The 25,496-nt window shown below is 44.3% G+C and carries 25 protein-coding genes and 1 riboswitch; of the genes, 8 read left to right on the forward strand and 17 right to left on the reverse strand.

Annotated elements, in window-relative coordinates; translation table 11 throughout:
- Positions 1–147: 147 nt before the first annotated feature.
- The 6 genes from JGK07_RS16765 to JGK07_RS16790 form a co-directional block, all read right to left on the reverse strand.
- Positions 148–375, reverse strand: a complete 228-nt coding sequence (locus tag JGK07_RS16765; RefSeq protein WP_293181313.1) for a hypothetical protein — start codon at positions 373–375, stop codon at positions 148–150.
- A 258-nt stretch (positions 376–633) separates the two neighbouring features.
- Positions 634–2,163, reverse strand: a complete 1,530-nt coding sequence (locus JGK07_RS16770; protein WP_293192267.1) for a phosphomannomutase/phosphoglucomutase — start codon at positions 2,161–2,163, stop codon at positions 634–636.
- 164 nt (positions 2,164–2,327) lie between these two features.
- Positions 2,328–2,669, reverse strand: coding sequence for a XisI protein (locus JGK07_RS16775; RefSeq protein WP_293192269.1), 342 nt, complete (start codon positions 2,667–2,669; stop codon positions 2,328–2,330).
- A complete protein-coding gene (locus JGK07_RS16780) occupies positions 2,657–3,034 on the reverse strand; it encodes a XisH family protein (protein WP_293290966.1) in 378 nt (125 codons plus the stop codon). Before JGK07_RS16780 ends, JGK07_RS16775 begins: the two co-directional genes overlap by 13 nt.
- 208 nt (positions 3,035–3,242) lie before the next feature.
- Positions 3,243–3,416 carry a hypothetical protein gene (locus JGK07_RS16785; protein WP_293181301.1) on the reverse strand — a complete coding sequence of 58 codons (174 nt, stop codon included), beginning with the start codon at positions 3,414–3,416 and terminating at the stop codon, positions 3,243–3,245.
- A 219-nt stretch (positions 3,417–3,635) separates the two neighbouring features.
- On the reverse strand, positions 3,636–4,541 hold the full coding sequence (locus tag JGK07_RS16790) for a D-hexose-6-phosphate mutarotase (RefSeq protein ID WP_293211250.1): 906 nt from the start codon (positions 4,539–4,541) through the stop codon (positions 3,636–3,638).
- A gap of 236 nt (positions 4,542–4,777) precedes the next feature.
- Between JGK07_RS16790 and JGK07_RS16795 the strand changes: the two genes are divergently transcribed.
- The gene (locus JGK07_RS16795) at positions 4,778–5,155 is read left to right on the forward strand and encodes a hypothetical protein (RefSeq protein WP_293192273.1); all 378 of its coding nucleotides are present in this window, start codon (positions 4,778–4,780) and stop codon (positions 5,153–5,155) included.
- A 268-nt stretch (positions 5,156–5,423) separates the two neighbouring features.
- Here the strand turns inward: JGK07_RS16795 and obgE are convergent, their stop codons facing one another.
- From obgE to JGK07_RS16815, 4 genes are all read right to left on the reverse strand, one after another.
- The gene (obgE, locus tag JGK07_RS16800; protein ID WP_293181292.1) at positions 5,424–6,464 is read right to left on the reverse strand and encodes a GTPase ObgE; all 1,041 of its coding nucleotides are present in this window, start codon (positions 6,462–6,464) and stop codon (positions 5,424–5,426) included.
- A 397-nt stretch (positions 6,465–6,861) separates the two neighbouring features.
- Positions 6,862–7,737 (reverse strand): Mo-dependent nitrogenase C-terminal domain-containing protein, encoded by an 876-nt coding sequence (locus JGK07_RS16805; protein WP_293197132.1) that lies wholly within the window; start codon positions 7,735–7,737, stop codon positions 6,862–6,864.
- A gap of 651 nt (positions 7,738–8,388) precedes the next feature.
- Positions 8,389–9,462 (reverse strand): class I SAM-dependent methyltransferase, encoded by a 1,074-nt coding sequence (locus JGK07_RS16810; RefSeq protein WP_293146515.1) that lies wholly within the window; start codon positions 9,460–9,462, stop codon positions 8,389–8,391.
- A 484-nt stretch (positions 9,463–9,946) separates the two neighbouring features.
- Positions 9,947–10,258, reverse strand: coding sequence for a 30S ribosomal protein PSRP-3 (locus tag JGK07_RS16815; RefSeq protein WP_293181450.1), 312 nt, complete (start codon positions 10,256–10,258; stop codon positions 9,947–9,949).
- A gap of 177 nt (positions 10,259–10,435) precedes the next feature.
- On the opposite strand from JGK07_RS16815, the gene JGK07_RS16820 reads away from it, so the two are divergent.
- Positions 10,436–11,224 (forward strand): TIGR01548 family HAD-type hydrolase, encoded by a 789-nt coding sequence (locus JGK07_RS16820; RefSeq protein ID WP_293211253.1) that lies wholly within the window; start codon positions 10,436–10,438, stop codon positions 11,222–11,224.
- A 469-nt stretch (positions 11,225–11,693) separates the two neighbouring features.
- Here JGK07_RS16820 and JGK07_RS16825 read toward each other — a convergent pair whose 3' ends face one another.
- The gene (locus tag JGK07_RS16825; protein WP_293181280.1) at positions 11,694–12,512 is read right to left on the reverse strand and encodes a tetratricopeptide repeat protein; all 819 of its coding nucleotides are present in this window, start codon (positions 12,510–12,512) and stop codon (positions 11,694–11,696) included.
- A 190-nt stretch (positions 12,513–12,702) separates the two neighbouring features.
- Between JGK07_RS16825 and JGK07_RS16830 the strand changes: the two genes are divergently transcribed.
- Positions 12,703–13,452: a cobalt-precorrin-6A reductase gene (locus tag JGK07_RS16830; protein ID WP_293181277.1), complete on the forward strand. Its 750-nt coding sequence runs from the start codon at positions 12,703–12,705 to the stop codon at positions 13,450–13,452.
- A gap of 165 nt (positions 13,453–13,617) precedes the next feature.
- On the opposite strand, the gene JGK07_RS16835 is transcribed toward JGK07_RS16830, so the two are convergent.
- Positions 13,618–14,877: a CapA family protein gene (locus tag JGK07_RS16835; RefSeq protein ID WP_293242521.1), complete on the reverse strand. Its 1,260-nt coding sequence runs from the start codon at positions 14,875–14,877 to the stop codon at positions 13,618–13,620.
- 181 nt (positions 14,878–15,058) lie between these two features.
- On the opposite strand from JGK07_RS16835, the gene JGK07_RS16840 reads away from it, so the two are divergent.
- Together JGK07_RS16840 and JGK07_RS16845 are read left to right on the forward strand one after the other, a co-directional pair.
- Complete coding sequence (locus JGK07_RS16840; protein ID WP_293192277.1) at positions 15,059–16,039, forward strand: metallophosphoesterase; 981 nt, start codon at positions 15,059–15,061, stop codon at positions 16,037–16,039.
- 78 nt (positions 16,040–16,117) lie between these two features.
- Positions 16,118–16,693 carry a Uma2 family endonuclease gene (locus JGK07_RS16845; RefSeq protein ID WP_293181267.1) on the forward strand — a complete coding sequence of 192 codons (576 nt, stop codon included), beginning with the start codon at positions 16,118–16,120 and terminating at the stop codon, positions 16,691–16,693.
- A gap of 188 nt (positions 16,694–16,881) precedes the next feature.
- On the opposite strand, the gene JGK07_RS16850 is transcribed toward JGK07_RS16845, so the two are convergent.
- On the reverse strand, positions 16,882–17,298 hold the full coding sequence (locus tag JGK07_RS16850; protein ID WP_366516969.1) for a DUF1636 domain-containing protein: 417 nt from the start codon (positions 17,296–17,298) through the stop codon (positions 16,882–16,884).
- Positions 17,299–17,319: 21 nt separating this feature from the next.
- A riboswitch (cobalamin riboswitch) is annotated at positions 17,320–17,484 on the reverse strand.
- Between the two features lie 142 nt (positions 17,485–17,626).
- Between JGK07_RS16850 and JGK07_RS16855 the strand changes: the two genes are divergently transcribed.
- Positions 17,627–19,624: a serine/threonine-protein kinase gene (locus JGK07_RS16855; RefSeq protein WP_293192279.1), complete on the forward strand. Its 1,998-nt coding sequence runs from the start codon at positions 17,627–17,629 to the stop codon at positions 19,622–19,624.
- A 58-nt stretch (positions 19,625–19,682) separates the two neighbouring features.
- Positions 19,683–20,957: a serine/threonine-protein kinase gene (locus JGK07_RS16860; RefSeq protein WP_293192281.1), complete on the forward strand. Its 1,275-nt coding sequence runs from the start codon at positions 19,683–19,685 to the stop codon at positions 20,955–20,957.
- Between the two features lie 16 nt (positions 20,958–20,973).
- On the opposite strand, the gene JGK07_RS16865 is transcribed toward JGK07_RS16860, so the two are convergent.
- From JGK07_RS16865 to cynS, 4 genes are all read right to left on the reverse strand, one after another.
- A complete protein-coding gene (locus tag JGK07_RS16865; RefSeq protein WP_293192283.1) occupies positions 20,974–21,579 on the reverse strand; it encodes a type IV pilin-like G/H family protein in 606 nt (201 codons plus the stop codon).
- 55 nt (positions 21,580–21,634) lie between these two features.
- Entirely contained in the window at positions 21,635–23,017 is a 1,383-nt protein-coding gene (gene clpX / locus JGK07_RS16870) for an ATP-dependent protease ATP-binding subunit ClpX (protein WP_293181258.1), read from the reverse strand.
- A gap of 173 nt (positions 23,018–23,190) precedes the next feature.
- Positions 23,191–24,423 carry a transposase gene (locus JGK07_RS16875; RefSeq protein ID WP_293181255.1) on the reverse strand — a complete coding sequence of 411 codons (1,233 nt, stop codon included), beginning with the start codon at positions 24,421–24,423 and terminating at the stop codon, positions 23,191–23,193.
- Between the two features lie 258 nt (positions 24,424–24,681).
- Complete coding sequence (cynS, locus tag JGK07_RS16880; protein WP_293181252.1) at positions 24,682–25,125, reverse strand: cyanase; 444 nt, start codon at positions 25,123–25,125, stop codon at positions 24,682–24,684.
- Here cynS and JGK07_RS16885 point away from each other — a divergent pair.
- Positions 25,119–25,361, forward strand: a complete 243-nt coding sequence (locus JGK07_RS16885; protein WP_293216658.1) for a hypothetical protein — start codon at positions 25,119–25,121, stop codon at positions 25,359–25,361. The genes cynS and JGK07_RS16885 overlap by 7 nt on opposite strands.
- Positions 25,362–25,496 lie beyond the last annotated feature (135 nt).

The following is a 25,496-nucleotide window of genomic DNA, read 5'->3' on the forward strand; positions in this document are numbered from 1 at the left end:
CGCTCTTTCATCCTAATATAAGAAAGAGCGCTGAAGCGCAACTACGTACCTTTTTGATTTGAGGTATGTTGTTGCGCTTTAGCGCTCTTTCATCCTAATCTATGAAAGAGCGCTGAAGCGCAACTACGTACCTTTTTGATTTGAGATTTACAGAGATTCAAAAGTGGCGGTAAAACCCTCTAAAGTCAAGCATTCTTCCATAAAATCCTCTACATCATTGACATTTTCCAGTTTATATTCCATGATGCGTTCACCGTCGCCTTTCATCTTTTTGGAAGAAAGAGGCGTAGCCGGATATTTGTCAGCAATGACTTTGAAAGCTTTGGAATTGAGAGTCCAGCTTTCCGCAGAACATTTAATGATTAAAAGCCACATGATAAAATCCCTCCTTGGGTTTGGTTTATTAATAGAAAACTCGGCGGTTGAAACCGCGTCTATACAAACTTGCACGTGCCTCCGCAGGTTGAAGAATTGACGGTGAAAATTGCGTTATTTTCTTCAGTTATTTTCTTCAGTCCGCGGAGGCGGACTTTGCTTGTGTAGACGCGGTTTCAACCGCCGTCTTCTTTATCTTTCTGGCGGTTTCAACCGCCGTCTTCTTTATCTTTCTGGCGGTTTCAACCGCCGTCTTCTTTATCTACTCGATAGTGCCGACAAATCAAGAGATTCTGTTGTTTGGAAAAAAGCTAAAAGGCGATCGACTATTTGAGCAACACCACCCTTAACATTCGACTCAACATTCAAAGGCATCACCGGATCGTGCAGTGACAAGCGTAGCAGAAACCAGCCCGATTCGCTAGCTGACGTGCAGGAAACTCGCAAACCTTCGTAATTATTGGGTACAATTCCCCAGTCGGCTTGGGTTGAGACAAATTCTTGCAGTTTCTCAATTACCAAATTTCCCTGAGCTTTGAAATCATCCACACCAATTTTAATCCGAAACTCTGCACTTTCTTCAGGTTCTTGTAAATTCGCAATTAAATCCGGCAAAGATTGATTAGCTAATTTGGATTTAGCCAACTCAATCAATAATTTGCTCACCAAGTAAGCGCCATCATCCAGAAAGTAATTTTCCTTCAAAGCGCCATGTCCAGAAGTTTCAATCGCCAGCCACGATTCCTGTCCCGCTGCATTGAGGCGAATCGACTCGTCAATCACATTTTTGTAACCGCGTTTAAAGCGATGGTGAATTCCTTTTAAATCCTGTTCGATGAATTGCGTTAAACCATCGGATGTGATAGAATCCGTAACGACGGTAGAGCCTGGGTGCTCTTGTAGGACGATCGCCGAAATCAACGCGATTAACCGATTGCGATTCAGTTCCTTGCCAAATTGATCCACAGCCGCACTGCGATCGACATCCGTATCAAAAATAATCCCAAAATCAGCTTGATTGGCAATTACCGCTTGACAAATTGACTGCATTGCCTGTTTATCTTCGGGATTCGGCACGTGATTCGGGAATGTACCATCCGGTTCTAAAAATTGACTGCCGGTAGTGTCAGCACCCAAAGGCTTTAAGACTTTATCAACATAAAATCCGCCCGCACCATTCCCCGCATCCACAACAATTTTCAAGCCTGTCAGCGGCTGCTCAAAATTATCGGGATGATTGACTGATTCCCTAATCTTTTCGACAAATTGGTTGCCATAAACTGAGATGAAATCATGCTTGGTAATAGTACCGAAAACGGCAGCTTTTTTAAACTCATTGGTTTCGGCAAATGTTAAGATATCGGTAATATCTTTTTTTTGTAATCCACCCTTAGCGGTGAAAAACTTTAAGCCGTTGCGATTAAAAGGTAAATGGCTAGCAGTCAGCATAATCGCGCCGTCGCACTCAAAACCTGGAGTGATTGTACTCATAAACATGGCGGGAGTTGATGCCATTTCAAAGTCATATACTGTAGAACCAACTAAGGCTATACCATCCATGACTGCTTGCATTAAAGTTGGCCCGGATAGGCGACTGTCACGCCCGATCGCAATTATCAACTTTTCCGCAGGTTTATTGACTTTTTGCACCAGCCAACTGACAAAGGATTGACCTAAAATTGTCGCAATTTCGGGAGTGAGGTTAACTTTTTCATCGGGAACCCCTTCGAGGGCGATACCGCGAATATCTGAGCCATTTTGGAGTTTTTTCCAGTTATAGTTTTGCATAATCATTGATGGTAAGTATAGCAGTTGACAGTTGACAGTTGACAGTTGACAGTGAATTTTTTTGATGGAGATTCAAACCCTACCCTCAAACAATCCATATTATAGGTGAGGGAGTTAAACCCGCTTTCGATCCAATTATCAATTGCCCATTGTTAAAAGCCTTGTCAAACTGTATCACTTTCTTGACTGTCTAGGATAGCTGCAAGATGTTTGCGAATTGTGGGTGAGCGAAATCCCAAAATGATATCTTTGTTACAGACACCGCGCTGAATTAGCTCTTGATCGATGAAGACTTCGGTGCTATTTTGCTGAATCCAAACTTGGCCCTCGATGATATCTAAGTGCATGGCGCAACCATATATGCGATATTCATCGCGCCAACTATGATGTATCACCAAATAGCGATCGCGTGAATGGTCAAAAATTAACTGAGCTTGGGTGTCGTCTTTGGCGAAGTCTTCGAGAAATTGACAAACAATTTGGCGATACTCATTTATTCTATCCATTGTTCAATAGCCTCACTATTTGGATTATAAACAATTAACCGAACCTGATATCGCTGAATGACTGTTTTTGCTGGTTCAAAACGTAAAAAGGTTTGATAAGCATCTCTAGGTACTGCTAGATACAAAATACGCCCTGGTTCATCAGAAACTTCTATGGCAATTCGGTAGTTTAGAAATTGACCAAGAGCCGTGTGAAATGCTGAAATGTTAGAGCCACTAATAAAGCTTTTTACTTCTACTTCGGCAGCTAAGTCAATGTAGATATCAGCTATACCATAGCGCAGTTGATAAGGATCGTGGGTGATTTGCCAACCTTCTTTTTGAAGAGCGATTTTGACGGTGTTATGAAATATGTCTTTTGCCATAGTAATTAATGATTATCGTTGAGAAATTGTATAAACTCTTTGAAGTCTTGATTCAGTATTTTTGTATTTCCATTGGTGATAACTATGACGAATTTCTTCTAATGCCTTAAGTCTGGCTTGATAAGATTGAGTTTGCCAATAAGAAAAATCACTTTTTTGTTCTTTGAGGTTTATTTTACGACAAAGAATGGTCTTTTATTTGTATCCATTATGTAGATTTAAATTGATTAATTTGATAGATTTCTTGAGCATCTTCCAAGGAATATTCAATTTCATCATCTTCGTAGAAAAGTTGCGTTAATGAATAGTCTTGCCACTCGGTACTTTGCCACTCAGTATATTCGGATATTATATCAAATTCATTGGTATTAGAATTATTCATCTCTCTCTTTTCTGACTCTGTGTTCTCTGCGCTCTCTGCGGTTAAATCATTCCGATCCAAGCTTAAACGATATTAGCTGTTGATTTTTCCATAACTTATCTTGATATCTCATTATAGCAATATCTCTGAGGGTAAGACTTAGGCATTACGGTGACAGAGTTTTTCAATCCAACTCTGGGAATTTTAGCCCCATCACCGCTGAGATTAAGCTCTCAATCCTTAATCATGCTCAACGCTGTAAACTGCCGCTAAGCGGAACTCGCCTTTCGCGGGGACTTCGACAATATCCGTCGCCGCATTGGTCGTTTCCACGCAGATTAAACGCTGATAATCGCTATCATCAAGGTCGGCCATGCTTGCAGAAATTTTCACCCAGGGATTCCATACTACGGCGGATTTACTGCCAGATGATTTAATCCGAATCCGACGATTGAGGGCGGCATCGTCTATGACGAATTCGTTGGTGACATCGAGATAAATTCGATCGACCTCACCGACAGCTACGACTGCACCTACTTGAGTTTTTTCGACTCCACCGTCAACTTTATCAAGATATTGGCTGTTTTCTAAACCCAACACCTGCACGCGGTTGATGTCTCCGACTAGGAAATAGGTGTGGAAGGCTTGGGTGAGGGGAAATGCTTTGTCGCCGAGATTGCGGGTGATTAATTCTACTGTGAGAGTGGTGCCGATCGTAATTGCGATCGCCAGTTCAAAAGCTTGGGGCCAAATTGCTCTAGTTTCCTCGGTATCCTTGAGGCCTAGGGTGACTTGGGTGGCGCCGTCAGGAGTTGTACCGGTGTTGACGACATTCCAGAGGCGATTGCGGACAAACCCGTGGGCTGGGCGGCCCAAGCCTTCGGGATCTGGGCCAAACCAAGGCCAACAGATGGGTACACCGCCTTTGATGGCTTTCCCTTCGGCGTAGTAGGCTTTGTCGCTGAGGAACATCAAATCTGCGGTTTCGGTGGCTGGTTGGAAGGAGAGCACTTGGCCGGAATACACAGATATCAAGGCTTTGGCTTGGCCGTTGTCGATGTGAATCATCGGGAAACCGCCGTTTCCGCTGGCGAAGGTGAGGTGGCCGGCGATGCTGTAGTCTGTGTTTAGTTGGTCAATACTCATGCTGGTGGCGGAGGTTAATTGCTTCCCAATTATCCGATATTATGGTTGCTGCGATTGTTTGTATTGTTGAGTTTGAGTGGAATGTGCGATCGGCTAATGTTGGTTGTATTCTGGTGTTGGGAGGACATTAAGAAGATTTGAGAGTTAACAAGGTTTGTTGAATTTTTATCCTGGTTTCAATTTCACTGTCTGAATTTTGAACGAATACCGCATTTTTGTATCTGGAGCGCCCAACTATGAAACTTAAGTTATCTTTATTTTATAAAACATTTTTAGTGGCTAATTTGCTACTAGGTTCGACAATAGCTTTCTGTACCAATACTCAAGCCCAGACGAGAAATTCTGGTGAAAATTATAGCTCTAAATGCAGTTTTTACGGACAGAATCAAACGCAGGCTCAAACAATAGGCTGTTCGATCAAGCAGAGTCCCAACCAAATTATAATTGACTGGAATGATGGATTAAAAACTATTCTAGTTGCCTCTAATGGTGGTTGGAAATCAATGCCTTCTGAAGCGAAAGCCGAAGTCAGATTTTATTCTGGGACTGGGCGAGTCGCTCACGTTGAAATTTTCTCGGGCCCAGGTAAGGGAATTATTGTTGTCAAGCCATAATCGCGTTCATTTAGTTAAGAAACCCGGTTTCTGGGAATTATGCAAAGATTAAGAAACCGGGTTTCTCAGATAACCTAGGTTGGTGGCCAGAGATTTCGGAAGAAACCCGGTTTCTGGGAATTATGCAAAGATTAATACAACTGGTTTCTGATATCAATTGCCAAAAATAATGCAAAATCCCCGATCGGGAATTTTGGTTTTTTTGCTGTTTTTGATTGTGTCAATCTTCACAGATAACGGTTTCAATCCCTATGTCAGGAAATAAGGGCTACAAGACTCCGACTGCTGACAGCGCCTCCGCTTCAACCTCATTCATCTCATCGAGTTTCAGCCAAACTTGGTGCATCAACTCATCCAACCCAACTCGACTCACAGCCGAAATCATCAACACCGGAGCACCGCTGATTTCCTGCAATCGCGCGATCGCATTTCCAATTTCCTCATCCTCAAGATCGATCGCATCTACCTTATTAAAAGCCAAAATCTGCGGCCGATCGCCCAAACCTCGCCCGTAAGCTTTCAATTCTTCTTGAATTGTGACGTAATCTGCGATCGGATCTTCATCAGTAATATCCACCAAATGCAGCAACAACCGAGTCCGTTCAATGTGCCGCAAAAACTCATAACCCAAACCCGCGCCCTCGTGAGCCCCGGCAATTAATCCTGGAATATCAGCAAAAACAGTACCGTCGCCGGTTGGTTTTTTGACTACGCCCAAATTCGGAATTAAAGTTGTAAACGGATAATCTGCAATCTTTGGACGCGCCGCCGACAAAGCAGAAATTAGCGTAGATTTGCCAGCATTCGGCAAACCAATAATTCCAACTTCAGCTAACAGCTTCAATTCCAAGCGCAAAAACTTGTGTTCTCCTTCTTTTCCCGGTAACGCATAATCTGGAGCGCGGTTAGAATTTGTCAGAAAACACTTATTTCCTAAACCGCCTTTACCACCTTTGGCAACACAAAAAGTCTGTCCTGGCGTCACCAAATCTGCTAAAATTGCCTGAGTTTCCGCATCGTAAACTACTGTACCGCAGGGAACTTCGATCGTGCGATCGGCTCCTGAAGCACCAGTCATATTCTTCGGCGCGCCCTTCTTCCCGTTTTCGCCTTTAAAAATCCGGTTGTACTGGAAATCCAGCAGCGTTTGCAGGCTTTCCACCGCCACCATAAACACAGAACCGCCCCGCCCGCCGGTGCCGCCGCTTGGCCCGCCCGCCGGTATATACTTTTCTCTGCGAAAAGCTACCATACCGTCGCCGCCTTTGCCGGCTGCGACTTGAACATCTGCGCGATCGATAAATTGCATAATTTAATCAATAATTATTGGTCAATAGTCAGTAGTCAGTAGTCATTAGTCAGTAGTCATTAGTTATGATACCAGATCCAAGTAAAATGTTTATCTTTTGGTGTGAATTACACATCCTACTCCCGAGTAGGGAGTAGGATGTGTTTTACTTTTGTATGTAGTGCTGTCCCCGTTCTAGTGCTTATATAATCACGCGAGCAGGGACAGCACTCAAAGAAAAAATGCTTTTTACAAAACAGAAATTCACCATCCTACTCAACTAATTAGGAGTCATTGGTTCATAGCATACAGTCATTAATCGAAAATCTCACAAAATTGACAATTACCAATTACCAATTACCAATTACCAATTCCCCATTCCCCATTCCCAATGCCCAATGCCCAATGCCCAATTCCCCTAACAATATGACGATACATCTTCCTTGCAATCATCTGCCAAATAGCAGAGAGCTCGAAAGCGCATCCCCACCAATTGTTCGTACAGCGGGTTAAGCTTGCACATCGGTGGAATGTGGACGATTTTGCGGCCGAATAATACGACATCTCGCTCAAACGGACACTGCGGTGGAATCATTTTGCAGACAAAACGTGCCACTCTCGGATCGTGAACTTCCCAGCCGTCAAGCCAGTCTTTCACGGGTGTCAGGACATTTTTCTGCTGAGGTTGAGGCCGCCCAGAAAGCGGTGTTGCTGCATAATCAACGGCTGTTTGGCTGCTTGATTCCTGCGGCTGCGCGCTGCTGTCTTCGATCGTGTGTCGCAGAGATTCGATCGCCTCCACGTTATGACCCAAAGCTGTGCAAAACTTGTAAAGTACCTCGTCTTCGCTCAGAGAGTAAGTACCGTCTGCTAAGGCTACCATGACTGCTGTTCTCAAAAAATTCTCCCCGTTGGCGGTACCTGTCCCGAATACAGCAGCTAGTTCCTCTGCGGTAATCGGTTCAAAACCGGTCTCAAAAGATACCGGATTTAGTTCATCCTGAGTCAGGCTAGCAATCATTTTTTGCTCGTTTTCGTCAAAGTTGCCGTCAGCCCAAGCAATTGTCAGCAATCCCCGCAGCCAAGCGGCAATCTCTCCATCGGTGCAGTTAGATTTTGCGTTACTCATCAGCGTTTCCAGTTGGATGATATACCAGTCTAGTTGTTGGTTTGGAGCGGGATAACTATTCCCCTCTAAATAATTTTTACTGTTTTTTTGCTCGATCGATCTTTTTGTGAAAGGTTTGTGCCCGAAGATTGCTCCAAACGCTTGTAGTGGACGTGTTAAAAGCATATTTGTGTCTCAGGAGCTTCGCCAATTAGCGAGCTAATCTATGGTTTAATCCTCTTCCCCTAAAGCGTCGTCTATCTGGAGGAATAGGTTTTGTTGATTCATTGTTAAGTATAGTTGCACCGATTTTAGATAGCGTATCGAATTTTACGTAATTTCAACGCCAGATCGACCCAATTTATCGCAAGCAATCACAGGTTTGCCAAGATAGGATCTAATCAGCAACCGGGTTTCTCACCCACGGGCGATTTTACTTCGCTATGTTTACATTTTAATATATATATTTGTAAATTTTTGTGTGTCGGCTCCGTAACATTTGACAACAAGTCGGCTTTATGCTGTGGAAATAAAAAGACTTGATGGAACTATCAGCCTATCTCAAAGGTTTTGATTGCTGGGGCAGCTTATAAATCAGTCCGAGACGGAACAATCACAATAAAAAAAGGTACGTAGTTGCGCTTCAGCGCTCCGAAGGTACGTAGTTGCGCTTCAGCGCTCCGAAGGTATGTAGTTGCGCTTCAGCGCTCCGGGTGGATCTAGGTTTTACAGAAGAAATACCATTAAATCAAGGTACGTTGTTGCAATGAAAGCGCTCTTTCCTAAGATTATAAAGAGCGCTCAAGCGCAACAACGTACCTCAAATCGAAAATAGTATTAGCTGCGACGGCACAAAATCCAGCGCAATTCCATGGGCGGCCGTCCATTTGCCATCGGGAAGACATCTCTACCTGTGGCCCAACTCGGGAACCAAGGCGTTGGCGGCCAGGCTTCTTTTGGCAGGTGGTGGCGTTCGTATTCCCACACCAATTCGTCGGATATTTGGACTAAGGGTAAGCCTTCCATGGCGGCGGCGAGCTCTTGGGGCGTGAATAAAGTAGACCAGGAAAGTTGTGCAACTTGTCGCACGAGGGCGTCTGGCTGGTAGTCGCCGACGGTTAAGAATGTGCTGAAGAGCAACACGCCTCCGGGACAGAGGAAATCGCACATTTTGGCAAGGAAAAGCCGTACTTGATCGATGTCTCGAAAATGTGAGATGACTTCGGCGGCAACTGCAAGTTGGTAGCGGGCTGGTTTCATCCGCATTAAGGGATCGAGCACGTCGCCTTCTGTTACTGTGACGGGAAGGTTTTCGGCGGTGGCGGCTGTTTGCAATTGTTCTGCAAAAGCTGGGGTTAGCTCGATCGCATCTACAGAATAGCCCAATCTCGCCAGCGGTAAGGTATTGCGCCCGGTACCGGCCCCCACGTCTAAGATGCGGATGCGATCGGGATTTCCCAATTTAGCAGCCGTTGCCATCAATTTTGCATCGGGATGGGAACCAAATAGAGGCGGTTCTCTGGTGTCAACCCAGCTTTTATATTGTTCTCCTACTGTTGAAGTAGTGACAATTACTTTGCAAGCTAAACCGGTTTGTGGCGGCTGCACTGATTCGTATTGCAGAATCATCATCGATGCTGTTGAAGTGCGGTAGCCCTGTTCTAATTTAGTCGCTAAAAGCTTTCTGAGTTCCTCTTTACGGTCTTCTGGGAGGGGTCTGTCGAGGGTACTAAATAGCTTTTCAATTGACTTGAGATAGTGGTCTGCCATGCCTGGTACGCAGGGGAAAACTAATTCTCCGCGTGCGGTGACGCGAGTGTTAATTTTGTAGAGGATGGCTTGCTGGAGAATGTCGGGATTGACTACCAGCGGCATTTGTTCGGTTTGGTCGATCGTGCTTTCGGCGCCCATAAGTTCCGGGAAGAAGTCCGTTGACAGTTGACAGTTGACAGTTGACAGTTGACAGTTGCCAGTTGTCAGTTGTTAGTTGTCAGTTGTTAGTAAAAAACAATAGTATCTTGTAGATACGATATTTTTGCCCTTATCTACTTTGAGCTTTGTTTTGGATAAATCTTAAATCTCTCATCTCAAATCTACCAGGCCCAGAACCCGATTATGTCTGAAAATTCGAGTTAATATAGCGCTTCTTAAGTTAGTGCACTCAAGTGATTACTAATTACCAATTACCCATTACCAATTACCCATTACCCATTACCCATTACCTGACATACCTCACCGCCCTTGAAAAGGGCAATACCTCGATCGGCTGTAGCGCATTTAAAGTGTATTTTTCAGGACGAGGTGGAAAAAGCAAATCCTCTCGCCTTCTCCCCCTCTCTCGTTCTCCTGTTAGCCATCACAGGCAATTTATCTGGGTAGCAACTGAAAGCTAGGCTTAGTTGCTGCCGGTAAAAGTCACTTCAGGGAACTTTGACTGAGCTTCAGTCATCGGGCGCCGTCTGCCTTCTTCTTGCCAGTAGTTGATTACTTCTGTAGCTTGGTTGAGGACTTCGACGCGATCGTTGTCAGCAATCCAGTGTTTGGCTTCGAGTTCGTTTTTGAGTTCTTCCCACGCATCCTTGCGCGGCCAGAAAAAATAAGCTGTCAGCGGGCTAGTTCCTTTACCGACAACTTGGTCAACGGCGAGGGCAACATTCTCTTCTAGCCAGAGAACTTTTAAGATGAACTTGGACAAGCAAACCTCCAGGGTTCCGATCGAACTTATTAAAAATTTCTACAATCGCTAAGCGTAGCACATTCTGTTCAATAATGGCTCATCGGCGATTAAAAGTTTTGTCGAAGGGCTGGGTTTCCCGCTGCTTAGGGGCCCGAAACCAATAAAATTTGTCCACTCACTCGCCCCAGGTACAGGGATAATTAAGTTATGAGCAGATTTATTTTAGTTTTTGACATTGATGGTGTGGTGCGGGATGTGTCCGGTTCCTATCGAAGGGCGATCGCAGATGCGGTAGAACATTTCACGGCTGGTGCTTTTCGCCCGAATTCGATCGATATCGACTCTCTGAAGTCTGAGGGTGTGTGGAATAATGACTGGGAAGCGTCTTTGGAGTTAGTTTGCCGTTATTTTGATGGAATTGGGCGATCGCGAAATCAACTCGATTTCAAATATGACGAATTAGTCGCTTTTTTCCAAAGTCGCTATCGCGGGAATGACGATAAAAATTGGACTGGTTACATTTGTGACGAACCGCTGCTGTTAAATCCAGCTTACCTGGAAAATCTAACAATTGGAGGCGTTGCTTGGGGATTTTTTAGTGGCGCGATGCACGATGAAGCAGCTTATGTTTTGGAAGGGAAACTCGGCTTAAATTCCCCCGTGTTAGTCGCGATGGAAGATGCACCGGGAAAACCAGATCCGACTGGACTTTTCTCGACAATTGAACAGTTGGAAAATCGGCACGGTTTAGAAAGCAATTTGCCCGTGATTTACGCCGGAGATACGGTTGCCGATATTTACACCGTGGTGAAGGCGCGGGAATTGCAACCGAATCGGATTTGGCTGGGTGCAGGAATTTTGCCACCTCACGTTTTGGATGATTCTGCTCGCTGTGAAGCCTATGCTGCGGCGCTGAAAAAAGCTGGTGCTGCGGCGATTTTTAGGAATATCGAGGAGTTGAATGCTGCACGAATTGGAGAATTATACGGCGGTTGAAACCGCGTCGGTACATTGGAGAATTAGACGGCGGTTGAAACCGCGTCTACACAAACAATGTCTGCCTCCGCAGACTTAAGAAAGAGGGCGGTTGAAACCGCGTCTACACCAACGATGTCCGCTCAGACGGCGGTTGAAACCGCGTCTACACAAACGATGTCCGCCTCCGCGGACTCAAGAAAATAACATAATTTTAACCGTTTTATCTTCAACCTGCGGAGGCAGGTTTGGTTTGTGTAGACGCGGTTTCAACCGCCGTTTTATCTTCAACCCGCGTCGGCGGGTTTGGTTTGTGTAGACGCGGTTTCAACCGCCGTTTTATCTTCAACCTGCGTCGGCAGGTTTGGTTTATGTAGACGCGGTTTCAACCGCCGTATAATCTTCAACCCGCGTCGGCGGGTTTGGTTTGTGTAGACGCGGTTTCAACCGCCGTCTAATCAACCGCCGTCTAATGAACCGCCGTCTAATCTTATTTCAAGTTCAAGAATTTGTCTAAAGCGCTAACTACAACTGGCGGCCAGCGGCGGGTTTTTGCCACCCAATCGAGGTCTTTGTAGCGGGAATCGAGACCGACTGCGGCCACCCAATTGCTCTCAGCTTCACCGCGCTGTCCAGCCTCCCAAAGACAGGCGCTGAGGGCTGCTCTCATATCCGCAAATTGGGGATATCTGCGGACAATGTTTTTCATGTTGCGAATTGCTTCTTTGGTTTGCCCGTTTTGATAAAGTGCGAGGGCGTGATTGGCACGAGCAAAGGCGTATTCGGGCGCTAATTCAAAGGCTTTGCTGTAGTCTTTAATTGCTATTTCCCATTTGCCTAAACCTGCTTCGGCGTTACCTCGGTTGTTGTAGGCGGCTGGATCTTTGGGGTCTAATTCTAGCACGTGGTTGTAGTCGGCGATCGCTTCTTCCCAGCGTCCTAAACCTTCTAAGGCTGTGCCGCGATTTAGGTAGGGATCGGGAGCATTCGGAGCTAGTTCGATCGCCTTTTCGTAGTCAGCAATTGCTAATTGTAGTTTGTTTTGGCTGACTCTCGAATTGCCTCGGTTACTCCAAGCGGCGGCTTGTGAGGGAAATTTGTCAATAATTTCTGTCCACAAAGTTTCTGCGGCGGGAAATTTGCCTTCGTTTGTAGCCTCAAAAGCTTTCTGAACAAGTTCTCCTAATTCCTGCTGCTGAGGGGTGAGCTCTGTTGCTTGTAGTTGTGCGGCGGCGGGCGCGATATTTCCCAACCAAACTAACCCGGTTACAATTAATACTGTAAAAAATGTGAAAAGTGAGCGAATCATCTTTGGTGGCAGTTGAAACTTTACTAAGCTGTTGCGTATTTAAATTGAGTATTTGGGACGGGCTAGAAGCCCATCCCACAAGACTTTGATTTGTTTTTGACACAGAACAATTTAAATACAGAACAGCTTAAATATATTATTAACCTAAATTGCGGTCGTTGGTTAAATCTTATCAGTTAAAAGTAATTTTATGAAAAAACGCTTATTAATTTTGGGCGGAACGGGTGATGCTATTGAAGTAGCTGCCAGAGCTGCTCAAATTGCTGATATCGAGGTGATATCTTCGCTTGCAGGGCGGACTAAACAGCCTTTGACCCCAAAAACGGGTACGGTGCGGATTGGGGGGTTTGGTGGGGCGGCTGGGCTGGCTGAGTTTTTGCGTTGTAGCCCGATCGACTTTTTAATTGATGCGACTCATCCGTTTGCAGCGCAGATTTCAGCCAATGCTGCGGTGGCTGCGGCTGAGTGTCATGTCCCTCATTTGATGCTGGTGCGCCCTGCGTGGGAGGCCGTGGAGGGCGATCGCTGGATTGAAGTCGCCAGCCACTCGGAGGCTGCAAGGGCTTTGTCAGGGCATTCTCGGCGGGTGTTTCTGACGATTGGGAGGCAGGAATTGGCGGAGTTTGCGGGTTTGGAGGATGTTTGGTGTTTGATGCGGGCGATCGATCCTCCGGCACCAAATACTCTTGTTCCTCATGGTGAATTATTATTAGCAAGGGGGCCTTTTTCATTGGGAGACGAGCGGCAATTGCTCTTGGAATATCAGATTGATACAATTGTTAGCAAAAACAGCGGTGGTGCAGCGACATATCCAAAAATTATCGCCGCTAGGGAGTTGGGTATTCGTGTTGTAATGGTGCAGCGGACTCCGATTCCTAATGTTGAGCGGGTTGCTGATGTGTCGGGGGCGATTGATTGGCTAATTCAGCAGTTGAAGTGAAAATCACAACTTACGCACTCCGACTAAAGAAACCGGGTTTTTTATAAATTTGCGGGTGACAACGAAATATTGTCGAAAAAAACCCGGTTTCTCGGCTACCGCAATCAAGAAACCAGGTTTTTCTGAATCTGCGGGTAACAACGAAATATTGTCGCGTTATTTTCTTCATTCCGCGGAGGCGGAATTTGTTTGTCTAGGCGCGGTTTCAACCGCCGTCTTATCTTTGTTATTCAATGAGTTAAGATGATTGTTCATTTCTTGTAGATATGCTTTTAAAACTGGATACTGCGAAGTTGCTAGCAGCGCATCTTTTTTCTGAGTGACGGTTGTTTCTAACGGCAAAATGCGATACTTAGATTTATTGTTCAAAGTATAGCGGTGTACCCAAGTCGGAATTGTTTTAATGCTGATAATTTCTGTGGTTTTTTCGGGAAATTTCTTGCGGATATTTATTTGCACAATTACGCCTAAGTCTGTATAATCTTTGGTCTGCCCCGAGATGAAGTTTCCCATTGAATAAATTGCTACGGCCTTTCTGGTTTTCCCATTCTTTCCTTTGAATTTAAATATTTTGTAAGGCTGGACGACGTGGGGATGACTGCCGAGAATGATGTCTGCACCGGCTTTTAAAATGTTTTCAACTAATTGTTTTTGTTGGGTGTTTGGCTGTCGCTGATATTCGTCGCCAAAATGCAGGGAAATTGCGATCGCATCTGCTCCTTTTTTTCGGGCTTTGGCGATGTCTTTGATTATCTGTTTTTCGTCGATTAGCGAAACTAGGTAATCTTTGCCTTTGGGTATCGGGATGCCGTTTGTGCCGTAGCTGTAGGCTAGCATGGCTAGCGATATGTTGTTTTTGGTGACGATCAAAATCCTATCGCCCGCTGCTTTAGACTTGGCTGTCCCTGTTGATGCAATTTTGCGATCGCCCAAATTTGCGATCGTCCTAATTACCCCTATTTCTCCCCGATCCAAAGCATGATTATTCGCGGTTGTCAAGATATTAAATCCAGCTTTTTTCGCAGCATCCAGTAATTGCACTGGTGCGTTAAATAGCGGATATCCCGTATATCCGCCCGCATCTTCGCCCGCTAAAGGTGTTTCCAGGTTTCCCGTTACCCAATCGCCCTTTGACAGGATACTTTTAACTGGTGCGAAGAAGCTGTCAAAATTGTATGTTTGCTTTTTTGCATCGTAGCCCGAGATTGTTTGAGTAATGTGCATCATGATATCGCCGACAGCAATTAGTTGCGCTTCTTTAATCTCAGACTTGGGTTTAGCCGGTGCAGGTGTTGCAATTGGCGATGGCGTCCCGCCCCGCAAGCTACGGCTTTCTGTACGCTGTATATTGGTTTTTGGCGCTTGGATGTCGCAGCTTGCGATCGAAAACACGGCAATTACCGAAAGCAACCGACGAAAAGTCATAACTTTTAAGAGTGATTTATCGGCATCTATGATATCATCATTATGCCTTGCACACCGTTGGCTGGAAACTAAGTTTTTCAACAAAAATATTGGCTAAAAACTCTCAATCTTCCTTAAAAAGCCCGGGTTCTTTGTTCGGATTACGCAATTTATAATGACTCGATTAGTTACACCCAAATAAATGACAAAAAAATATCTCATTATTGCCTTTATTGTTTTCTTCTCAATTACGGGTTTTGGTATTTTGAGTTACGCTCAGAGTTCGAGCGATCGACCTTTTGAATTTGCCTTAATTGGCGATTTGCCTTACAGCGCAGAACAAGAAGCAAAATTTCCGAATTTGATTGCAGATATCAATCGATCGCCCGCAGCCTTTGTCATTCACGACGGCGATATCAAAAGCGGTGGATCTGTCTGCGATGATGCAACTTTTGTCAGCCGCCAGCAGTTATTTAATAAATTTGAAATGCCCTTCATTCTCGCCTATGGTGATAACGAATGGACTGACTGTCACCGTTCAAATAACGCCAGTTACAACAATCCCATAGAAAGACTTGCTAAACTGCGGGAAATCTTCAACAAAGGCACTCAAAGTTTGGGGAAACGTACCTTAACTCTCACCCGCCAAAGCGAAAATTCGCAGTTTGCTAAATATCGTGAAAATGTCCGCTGGATTTATAACGGGATAACATTTTTGGCGATAAATATGCCGGGAAGCAACAACAATTTTGGCCGGACTCCCGAACAGGATAAAGAATATGCCGATCGCAATTTCGCTAATTTAGCCTGGATTAAAGAATCTTTTGCTTCAGCAAAACGCAGCAACAGCAAAGGAATCATATTAGTTGCACAAGCAAATCCGGGCTTTGAACTCGATCGAACCGACAAAAGAATAACCGGCTACAACGATTTTATCGCAACTCTGGAAACAGAAACCCGCAATTTTCCCGGACAAGTCGTATTCGTGCATGGCGATACTCACTATTTCCGCATCGACAAACCTTTACCTCGTTTTGACGATGACACTCAACTCCCCAGACTGCTAAACTTTACCAGAGTTGAAACTTTTGGTTCTCCAAACGTGCATTGGTTGCGGGCTTTTTATGACCCCAAAAATCCTAACGTGTTTGAATTTAAACAGCAGATTGTTCCCAAAAATTAGGCAAATTAACACCAGTTGTATCCCAGATAAATATTGTTTCGCTTATACTGAAGATCGCTAGCATGGAGGAATTTATTTATGACGATCGCAACTGAGCGCATTACCCTTGAAGAATTTCTGAAACTGCCAGAAACTAAACCAGCCAGCGAATACATTGAGGGCGAAATCATCCAAAAACCTATGCCTAAAACAAAGCATTCTCGTCTCCAGGGGCGATTCCTGCGTACCATTAATGAAGTGGTAGAGGAACCCAAGATAGCTTACGCTTTTCCAGAGTTGCGGTGTACGTTTGGCGGGCGCTCGATTGTTCCCGATATTTCTGTACTATTGTGGGAACAAATTCAATTTGATGAGAGTGGCGAATTAGTAGACAATGTGCTAATTGCACCGTATTGGGCGATCGAAATTCTATCGCCAGAACAAAGCTCAAACCGCGTAACTAAAAAAATTATTCACTGTCTCGAACATGGCTGTCAGTTGGGATGGCTAGTCGATCCAGGCGATCGATCGATTTTAGCATTTTTACCCAATCAACAACCGCAATTCTGCGAAGGTAGCGATGTCGTTCCCGTACCCGAAATCATTCCCTTGAATATCACCGCCGAACAAGTATTTAGCTGGTTGAGAATGCAAGCATCAACGACAGGTTCGTAGTGAGGACTTTAGTCCTCATCAAAACAGAGGACTCAAGTCCTCACTACGAACCTTTACCTAAGCACACAATCGCATTGCTGATTGACAGTATGAATTGAGTTATACCCAAAAAGTCTATGTTTTACTCAAGGGTAAAAAATGTGAATTCATACTCAAGTTCAGCAACGCCAATTTTTCGCTCCTTATCTCTAATTTCCCAGTGGTGGAATCTTAGCCAACACACCTTTTTTCAGAGCTTGAGGACGCTCAGACCAAGGCAACAAACCATCCGGTTTAGCATAGTATTGACCCGCGCATTCGAGTACAGCTTCGACACTTTCCGGTTCATTTGGAGGCAAATCACCAAACAGATAAGTATACTTTCCAGCAGCAGCAAAAGAGACCGCACAAGAGTGACTGCAAGCACTCATGCACTCAACTTCTTGAATCTCAAACTCATCAGACAACTCCCAATCTTTAGCGAGTTTAGATAAATCTTCCATAAATTGTTGGCCGCCACTTTTACCTTGGCGCTTGCCATCTTTCCAAACACTAGCGCAAGCAGTGCAAACCAAAAGACAGTGTTTTGTGCGTACAACCGTGTTTCGTTTAGTTCCATTCATCATCCATACCTCGTAGATGCGTTCAAAAGTGAGTTAGATATCGGCGGGCATTCTGACTTTAGAGGTAGAGGACTGAAGTCCTTACTACAAACCTCATTACAGTTGCGGGACAGCGCCGGACTTGCACCGAACTTTCCCCGTTTCCTCTGGCGGCTGCTCCCCGCTAGAACCGATCGCGAATTCAAATCCTATCACACTTGCCACCCTTTCCCAAAAAAGTTATCTTGGTAACAGCGATTTTTAATATCTAACCACATAAATTAACCCTGTTCGTAGTAAGGACTTTAGTCCTCTGATATTTCTGCGGACTGAAGTCCTCACTACAAACCTTATGAACAAAGCTTTTCCCGACTTTTCCACCCATGGCTATCAAGTAATCCGCGAACTCGGATACAACAGTTTGGGCGGCCGCGTTACCTATCTCGCCACAAAAATTAACACAACAAACTTCGTTGTAATTAAGCAATTTCAATTCGCCCAATTAGGTGCTAGCTGGACAGAATACGAAGCTTACGAACAGGAAATCAAAGTTCTCGAAAGTTTGGATTTCCCTGGAATTCCCCGCTATCTCGATGCTTTCGGGACTGACAGCGGATTTTGCATGGTGCAGGAATACAAAAATGCCGAAAGTGCGATCGCCCGTAATTTCTCGCCGCCGGATATTAAACAAATTGCGATCGCCACTTTAGAAATTTTAGCTTACCTGCAATCCCAAAAACCGCCCGTAATCCACCGCGACATCAAACCGGAAAACTTGTTAATCGATGACGAGTTAAATGTTTACCTAGTAGACTTCGGTTTTGCGCGCTTGGGAGGCGGAAACATCGCCGCCAGCAGCGTTGTCAAAGGCACAATGGGATTCATGCCACCGGAGCAAATGTTTAACCGGCAATTAACAGAAGCATCCGACTTGTACGGCTTGGGCGCGACGCTAATTTGTTTGTTGACTGGTACAAAATCTGTGGATGTCGGCAACTTGATCGACGATAATTATAGCATTCATTTTCGGCATTTAGTCCCGCCCTTGCAGCAGGGTTGGATGAACTGGCTGGAAACAATGGTAGCGCCGAGAATTCAAGATAGATACAAGTCGGCGGCTGATGCTTTGACGGCTTTGAGGTCTCTTGATGCCAGCAGTTTGCCGAAAGTGAGGCTTGAGCGCGATCGGCTAAATAGTATTGCTACAGACTATAGAGAAATATTAACACAATCCCTCGCAATCAGCAACCCAATTCCAGATACAATACTTTGCGGCAGATGGGAAGTCGCACCGCATCCGAGTGACCCGCCCCACACACCTTATGACCACCCTTGGATCTCCTTTGAACCACAGAATTTTGAAAGCAATGAGGTTGACTGCAAAATCATAATTGATACTGGTAAATTATTAGCTGATACAACTTACAATCGTCAGCTTGTATTGCACGCAAATTCTGAGCCGGATACTTATACAATTGAATTGCAAGTCACAACTTCTCCCCTACCCATACCCAAAAAAACTACTTTCTTGTATAAGGGAAGACTGAATTTTATGTGCTGCTTTGTTGTGGCTGGTTTTCTGTTGAACCTGATTGCATATCTCAATTTAACTGGCTACAACTATTTAACTACTAGCGGTATTTTTTCCAGTGCCTTATATGGATTTGCTCTGGCTGAAATCACAATCACGGCAAAATTAAATCGACTTAAGTCTAATTGGTTTGGATCGTTATATGGTTGGTTAATTGGATTGATATTATATATTGTGACCGTCGTTATTTTAGTTTTTTTTAATTTAATAAGCGGTGACGCTAATACAATTCATCAATTATTTAGTGCGTTTGCTGTGATAACGATAGCTCCAGTCTTAACTTTAATTGGACATTTATTGGGTAAAATAAATAGACCTGTAAGTATTTTATTCCGTTTTTTATTGTTATCTGCATTAGGTTGTGTATCGTATAGTTTTATGGAACTAATCTGGGATGAAAGTGGTCTAAAAATCCTAGGTTTTATTTTGATTGCTCCTATTTTTTACACAACAGCTAATTCGATGGTTTACAATCTAATTTCCGAGCTAACGATCCAAAAATTTATTAAGGTAGATGCTGTCAATATAGCCTTTCTCACTGCCGGATTTTGTACTAGCTTAGGAGTAGTATTGCGAGTATTTGTAAATCTTTTTACTCAAATAGAATGGGTTGAACCAATGGAAATGTGGGCAGTCGGAGGAGTGACTATCGCCTTTCTATCAGTTACTGCTATTCCATTACTTGAACTCATTGTTTTTCGACCAAAAAGAATCCTTGCCAACTATCGCAAATCAGAACCAAATTTAATTAAACCTTAACCAACTGTTCGGCGATATTCTACTGTTTTTAATGAATGAAATTCTTACTACTAAACCTATGAATGATTTTCCTGATTTTTCTAACTACGGCTATCAAATAACTCGCGAACTCGGACACAACCGGGCGGGCGGTAGAGTTACTTATCTTGCTACCGAAATTAATACTAAACGTTCCGTCGTTGTCAAACAATTTCAATTTGCCCAGACTGGTGCTAATTGGGCGGAATATCAAGCTTATGAAAAAGAAATTCAGATTTTGCGCGCACTCGATAACCCCAACATTCCCCGTTATTTAGATTCCTTCCAAACTGCATCGGGTTTCTGCATGGTACAGGAATACAAAGATGCCAATTCCCTCGCAACTTCGCCGCAGCAAACACCGCAAAAAACTAAGCAAATTGCTATTTCTGTGTTAGAAATACTCAAATACTTGCAAAATCGGGTGCCGCCAGTTATCCACAGAGATTTAAAGCCGGAAAATATCTTGGTGGACGATCGCCTAAATGTCAGCCTTGTCGATTTTGGATTTGCTAGAATCGGGGGGGGAGAAGTGGCCGCCAGCAGCGTTGTCAAAGGCACTTTGGGCTTTATGCCGCCAGAACAAATGTTCAACCGCCAGCTAACAGTCGCATCCGATTTATACAGCCTCGGCGCGACGCTAATTTGCTTGCTAATCGGCATCAATTCTACCGAAATTGGCAGCTTGATGGACGATACCGGGCCGATTAATTTTAAACATCGCTTGCCGCAGCTAACTCCAGAGTTTCTTGACTGGCTGCAAAAAATGGTGGAACCTAATTTCAAACACCGCTATCCTTCGGCGGATGCTGCCCTCAATGCTTTGATTCCCCTAGAGGTAGTTCAGCAGCGTAACAAGTCAAAACTCGCACTGATATCAGTCGGATTATTAACAGCAATTGCTGCTATTTTTATTCCTTTACTCTGGAAATTTCCCGAACCTCAAACAGCAGCCAATCTCAAACGAATAATCAACGCAGTAAAGTTAAATCCTCAGACTCAAGTGATGTTAACTGACGAATTAGAATCGAAAAAAACTAGAGATGTTTGGTCTTTGAAACAAAAAAAGAAAGTCTACTTTAGTGTAAGTGCTACTAACTTGCCAGAAGGAAAATATAGAAGTTATTGTAAGGTTGTCAACCCTGAAGGACTATTCGCAGCCCAGAGTCAATCTTATTTAAAAACGACGGGCGATCGATTAAATACTTGGTGCTGGTACAATTTTAAACAAGATGACAAACCTGGCAATTGGCAGTTTCAATTTTACTTAGACGGTCAAAAAGTGACGCAAAATAGTTTCAAGGTCTTACATTAACGTTCCGGGCTGGAAGTTAACCGGGCAGTAACCTTGTTCCGGGCTGGCAGTGAATTTCTTTGCCGTCAAAAGTTGGCGGACTCCAAGTTTCTGCAGAACTTGCGTTCTCCCGATCGCTCTCGCATATAGCACTAATAGTTTTTATTAGATTGCTACCCTTTTGTTTGTAAGCAAATACTGCGCCAGTGTAGGATCTCTCGGGGTTCCTATCAGTAGGTTTGGCGCTCGCGATCGCGCTTTCAAATTGTGCTGGTTCGCGGTGATTGTGCCTAGTTTGAACCGGACCCATTGATGAGACGATCGTGTAATTATAGTTCTTGGTCTGTTCTTTAAGTCCCAGACCCAATTTTGCAATGGAATCGCTAAATTGACCGTACTCTGCATAGTAAGCTTGCTGCCCTCTATTGATGCTTGTAATATACTGTCTGCCTTCTAAAAATGTCTTACCCCTTGGCGGGGACGAGGGCAGGGCGATCGTATTGAGTTTGAAATCGTAACATGACGCCATGATGCCAGCCACAAGCGCGCTGTAAATTGCAATCCTCGGCAGCAAACTGGATACTGACAATCTCGATTTTTTACTGGCTTTAACTACATTGACTGACATTTTTTTAACTGTCATAAAGTAAATTTGCCAAGCTTGTAGGGTGCGCCACAAGCACCCTACAAACTACAAATTAAGCTGTTTCGTGCTGTTGCCGCCATGCGGGATGCCACAGCAACTCGGCAGTCGATCGCTTCTCGACCATTTCCTTCGTAATCGTACACTGAGCCACATCCTTGCGAGAAGGCAACTCGTACATCACATCCAGCATCAACTCCTCCAAAATGCTGCGGAGAGCTCTCGCGCCGGTTTTGCGACGGTAGGCCTCCTGGGCGATCGCCCGCAGCGCATCCGGCTCAAATTCCAACTCCACGCTATCCATCTTCAACAGCTTCTGATACTGCTTCACCAGCGCATTCCGGGGCTCAGTCAAAATCTGCATCAAAGCCGCCTCATCCAGCGGCGAAATCACCGTCACCACCGGAATCCGCCCGACAAACTCAGGAATCAAACCAAACTTAACCAAATCATCCGGCTGTACCTGCTGCAAAATATCAGCCGCCCGCTTATCCTTTGCCGGCAAAGTCGAGTTGCTGTCGCTTTCTGTTGGCTGAATAAAGCCCAAAGATTTTTTACCCAAACGCTGTTCTACTATTTTTTCTAAACCGACAAAAGCACCGCCACAAATAAATAGAATCTTGCTCGTGTCAACTTGAATAAAATCTTGGTAAGGATGTTTGCGACCGCCTTGCGGAGGCACATTAACCACCGTTCCTTCCAACATTTTTAGTAGCGCTTGCTGCACTCCTTCTCCCGATACATCCCGCGTGATCGAAGTGTTTTCGCTTTTGCGAGCAATCTTGTCAATTTCATCAATATAAATAATCCCGCGCTGTGCAGATTCCACATCAAAATCTGACATTTGCAACAGCCGCAGCAAAATATTTTCTACATCGTCGCCGACATATCCAGCTTCTGTCAGCGTCGTCGCGTCAGCTACCGCAAAGGGAACTTCGAGCATTTGTGCCAAACTTTGCGCTAACAAGGTTTTGCCGCAACCTGTCGGCCCGACTAGCATGATGTTGGATTTTTGCAGTTCGACATCGCTGTCGGGGGAAGACTTGCCGCTGTCTTTGGCTTGGTCTACGCTCAAGCGCTTGTAATGGTTGTAAACTGCTACAGAAAGGACTTTTTTGGCTGAGTGCTGGCCGATGACGTGGTTGTCTAAATGCTGTTTAATTTCTGTGGGTTTGGGAATTTGAGCTAGAACAATTTTCGATTTGCTCGATCGACTCTGGCGTTTCGATCCTTGTCCCTGAGACTCTCGCACCTCTGACTGGGGAATCTGTTGACCAATTGTTTTGCTAGAGTCAAAGAACTCCTCCTCTAAAATTTCATTGCACAATTCCACGCATTCATCGCAAATGTAGACGCCGGGCCCAGCTATTAACTTGCGGACGTACTCCTGCGACTTACCGCAAAAGGAGCATCTGAGATGGGAGTCATATTTTGACATATTTAGCCTCTTACTTTACGGTTGCGGTTGTTTGTTTTGACTGGGGAAGTTGCAGCGGGCTCGATCGAGTGCTCAGCCCTAGAAAGGTTTCCCGATCTGACACCAAAACCAGTCAAGCTTCGCGGACTCTATTTCTAAGTTAACAGTTAGCAAAAACATGGACAAATATCCTGTCATGCTTTTTTAAATTCATTCGGTGTTATCCGAATCGGGCGAACTGCACACCCACTATCCCTATACACAAGTGCTGTTGGGAATACTTTCCTGAGTATGTTATAAGAACCATTTACGTCAGCATTGATTATTGTTCCGTCTGCTGACTTGTAGAGTCCTCTCTTTATCCTACGTCCACTGAACTTGAGTGCTGAGTCCTTCTTTCCATAAGTTGGGATTGGGTCATTATCTAAGAAACTTGATTTGCTAGTGTAGCTTTCTTCGGTGAGAATTACTTTAATTCCAACTAACTCAGCTTTGTAAGTCAGCATCTCCACAAACTTTGCATGAGGAATAGAAACAAATTGTTGATTGTTTCTTCTTCCCAGACTCGACTCCTGCTTCCATAAATCATTCTTACCGATAACCAGCGTTCCTATTTCATTCGGGAGCAGATAATTAATGATTAAGCGAGAAGCCTTATGCAAGTAACCATCAACTTGATTGTTTCTCTTAGCGGATAATTGCTGAATTCGCTTTGATGTTTGAGCTTTACCTTTGAGCAGAGATTGCAGCTTAGCTTTCTGCTTGTTGTAGTGCTGGTTGAGTGCTTTGAGTGGCTTGCCGTTAATCAATAAAGGATTAAACCCTTTCTGATTTGAAGTTACTGCCGCTAAGTTACTGACTCCAATATCAATTGCTGCAATATGCTGGAAGTTTAACTGGTTAAGCTTTGATGCTATTTCATAGACTACCTCGATGACATACTGACCTGATTGCGGGATGATTCTAATCTGTTGAACATTTTGACATTTAGTGGGAAATTCAATGCTTGTCTTGGAAAGCTTTACTAATCCCTTGACTAATGCAGGCTTGCTAATCGCTCCTTTCTCATAGACAACGCAGAAACGTCCTTTGAGCTTATCTTTGTACTTCGGCAATTTAGGTTTGCCCAAAAACTTGCCTGGATTTTGTTTCCATTCCTTCATAGCCTCAAAAAATGACTTCCAGTTTCGATGCAGACTAATCAGGACTTGATTGCTGACTTTGGCAGGAAGCGCCTTGTAGGATTCATGAGATTTAACTTCATGATAGATTTGGCAATTATCAAGATAAGTATTCTCTAAAACAAAAGACTGCCTCACTAAGTAATTACAATAGTTGTAGAGATTTTTGGAACGCCATGCTAAATCGTCGCACTCCTTAGAGAAACTGTGACTTTTATCAATAATGTGACGCTCTACCAATCTCATTCTTCTTCTCCTTTGCTAGCTGAACTCGACTGCAACTCTAAAATTCACTTCTCGGTTTTCCTTGCCGATCGCCCTCGCTCTGACCAGATTTCCACCATCTGCGAGCAGTATTATAGGAAACTCCTGCTTTCTTGGCATAGTCCGACCGCTTCATACCCCTATATTACCTTAGTCCTTGGGAATAATAAAAAATTCTGACGAAGGCAAGGCCTTCTACATAAGTCCCGAAAGCAAGCCTTCTGCCGAAACCAAACTGGCTTACCATTTTTTGTATTCCAAAAATTTTCCCGACATAATTATTTTCACTCGATCGCCTTTTGGGTCTATTTCTTTCTCGACATCCAAACTAAAGTCGATCGCGCTCATAATCCCGTCACCAAATTTTTCGTGGATCACTGCTTTGAGCGGCATCCCGTACACCTGCATAATTTCATAGAAGCGATAAATCAACGGGTCAACCGGAACTGCTGCATCCAAAGAACCTTTTAACGGAGGTTCGCACAGCACCGCAGCCGTCTCGCCATCCAATCCCAAAGCCGAGACAATTTTTTCGGCTTCATCCAACGATGCGGTAGCTTGACGGTAAAAAACCGCCGCAATCCAAACTTCGTCGCGACCCAAAACTTTTTCCAACTCGGCAAAACTAATTCCCTTAGCTTTTTTAGCAGCCAAAAGCTTTTCTGTAATTTCTGAAGTTGCCATTAAATATTCTCCAACTCACTGCTGTACCAGATATGAAATATCTCTCACATTTTGGTGATTTTGTCAATGGCAACTCGATCGAAAAAACAGAAGCGATCGATCGCAGAGCTTCAGCAAAACCAGGTCTCATCAACCTTGACAAGCGAATTTCGACCTGTGGTACCCGCCACGTGATTTATCCGTGGAATCAATCCCAAATCGAAAATCGAAAATCCTCTCTTCCCCCGAATTTATGATTGACAACTTATACAAGTTTTGCATAGTAGTATAGAAGATTTGAGATTGGGAATAATTGATGACTACCAGGGTTTAGAGCTGGTCTACAGTTGGATGATTTATTTCAAATTGCCTCGCAACAGATCAATCCCCAA

Source organism: Microcoleus sp. PH2017_24_DOB_U_A (assembly GCF_020738205.1).
Lineage (GTDB): Bacteria > Cyanobacteriota > Cyanobacteriia > Cyanobacteriales > Microcoleaceae > Microcoleus.

Coding starts and splice junctions, on each gene's coding strand:
- JGK07_RS16835 (WP_293242521.1), bottom strand. CDS start 14,877: ATGACTTTTCGTCGGTTGCTTTCGGTAATTGCCGTGTTTTCGATCGCA.
- JGK07_RS16810 (WP_293146515.1), bottom strand. CDS start 9,462: ATGGGCGCCGAAAGCACGATCGACCAAACCGAACAAATGCCGCTGGTA.
- JGK07_RS16775 (WP_293192269.1), bottom strand. CDS start 2,669: ATGGATAGAATAAATGAGTATCGCCAAATTGTTTGTCAATTTCTCGAA.
- obgE (WP_293181292.1), bottom strand. CDS start 6,464: ATGCAATTTATCGATCGCGCAGATGTTCAAGTCGCAGCCGGCAAAGGC.
- JGK07_RS16840 (WP_293192277.1), top strand. CDS start 15,059: ATGACAAAAAAATATCTCATTATTGCCTTTATTGTTTTCTTCTCAATT.
- JGK07_RS16860 (WP_293192281.1), top strand. CDS start 19,683: ATGAATGATTTTCCTGATTTTTCTAACTACGGCTATCAAATAACTCGC.
- JGK07_RS16875 (WP_293181255.1), bottom strand. CDS start 24,423: ATGAGATTGGTAGAGCGTCACATTATTGATAAAAGTCACAGTTTCTCT.
- JGK07_RS16795 (WP_293192273.1), top strand. CDS start 4,778: ATGAAACTTAAGTTATCTTTATTTTATAAAACATTTTTAGTGGCTAAT.
- JGK07_RS16830 (WP_293181277.1), top strand. CDS start 12,703: ATGAAAAAACGCTTATTAATTTTGGGCGGAACGGGTGATGCTATTGAA.
- JGK07_RS16805 (WP_293197132.1), bottom strand. CDS start 7,737: ATGCTTTTAACACGTCCACTACAAGCGTTTGGAGCAATCTTCGGGCAC.
- JGK07_RS16855 (WP_293192279.1), top strand. CDS start 17,627: ATGAACAAAGCTTTTCCCGACTTTTCCACCCATGGCTATCAAGTAATC.
- JGK07_RS16770 (WP_293192267.1), bottom strand. CDS start 2,163: ATGCAAAACTATAACTGGAAAAAACTCCAAAATGGCTCAGATATTCGC.
- cynS (WP_293181252.1), bottom strand. CDS start 25,125: ATGGCAACTTCAGAAATTACAGAAAAGCTTTTGGCTGCTAAAAAAGCT.
- JGK07_RS16780 (WP_293290966.1), bottom strand. CDS start 3,034: ATGGCAAAAGACATATTTCATAACACCGTCAAAATCGCTCTTCAAAAA.
- JGK07_RS16790 (WP_293211250.1), bottom strand. CDS start 4,541: ATGAGTATTGACCAACTAAACACAGACTACAGCATCGCCGGCCACCTC.
- JGK07_RS16850 (WP_366516969.1), bottom strand. CDS start 17,298: ATGATGAATGGAACTAAACGAAACACGGTTGTACGCACAAAACACTGT.
- JGK07_RS16825 (WP_293181280.1), bottom strand. CDS start 12,512: ATGATTCGCTCACTTTTCACATTTTTTACAGTATTAATTGTAACCGGG.
- JGK07_RS16765 (WP_293181313.1), bottom strand. CDS start 375: ATGTGGCTTTTAATCATTAAATGTTCTGCGGAAAGCTGGACTCTCAAT.
- clpX (WP_293181258.1), bottom strand. CDS start 23,017: ATGTCAAAATATGACTCCCATCTCAGATGCTCCTTTTGCGGTAAGTCG.
- JGK07_RS16865 (WP_293192283.1), bottom strand. CDS start 21,579: ATGACAGTTAAAAAAATGTCAGTCAATGTAGTTAAAGCCAGTAAAAAA.
- JGK07_RS16845 (WP_293181267.1), top strand. CDS start 16,118: ATGACGATCGCAACTGAGCGCATTACCCTTGAAGAATTTCTGAAACTG.
- JGK07_RS16785 (WP_293181301.1), bottom strand. CDS start 3,416: ATGAATAATTCTAATACCAATGAATTTGATATAATATCCGAATATACT.
- JGK07_RS16820 (WP_293211253.1), top strand. CDS start 10,436: ATGAGCAGATTTATTTTAGTTTTTGACATTGATGGTGTGGTGCGGGAT.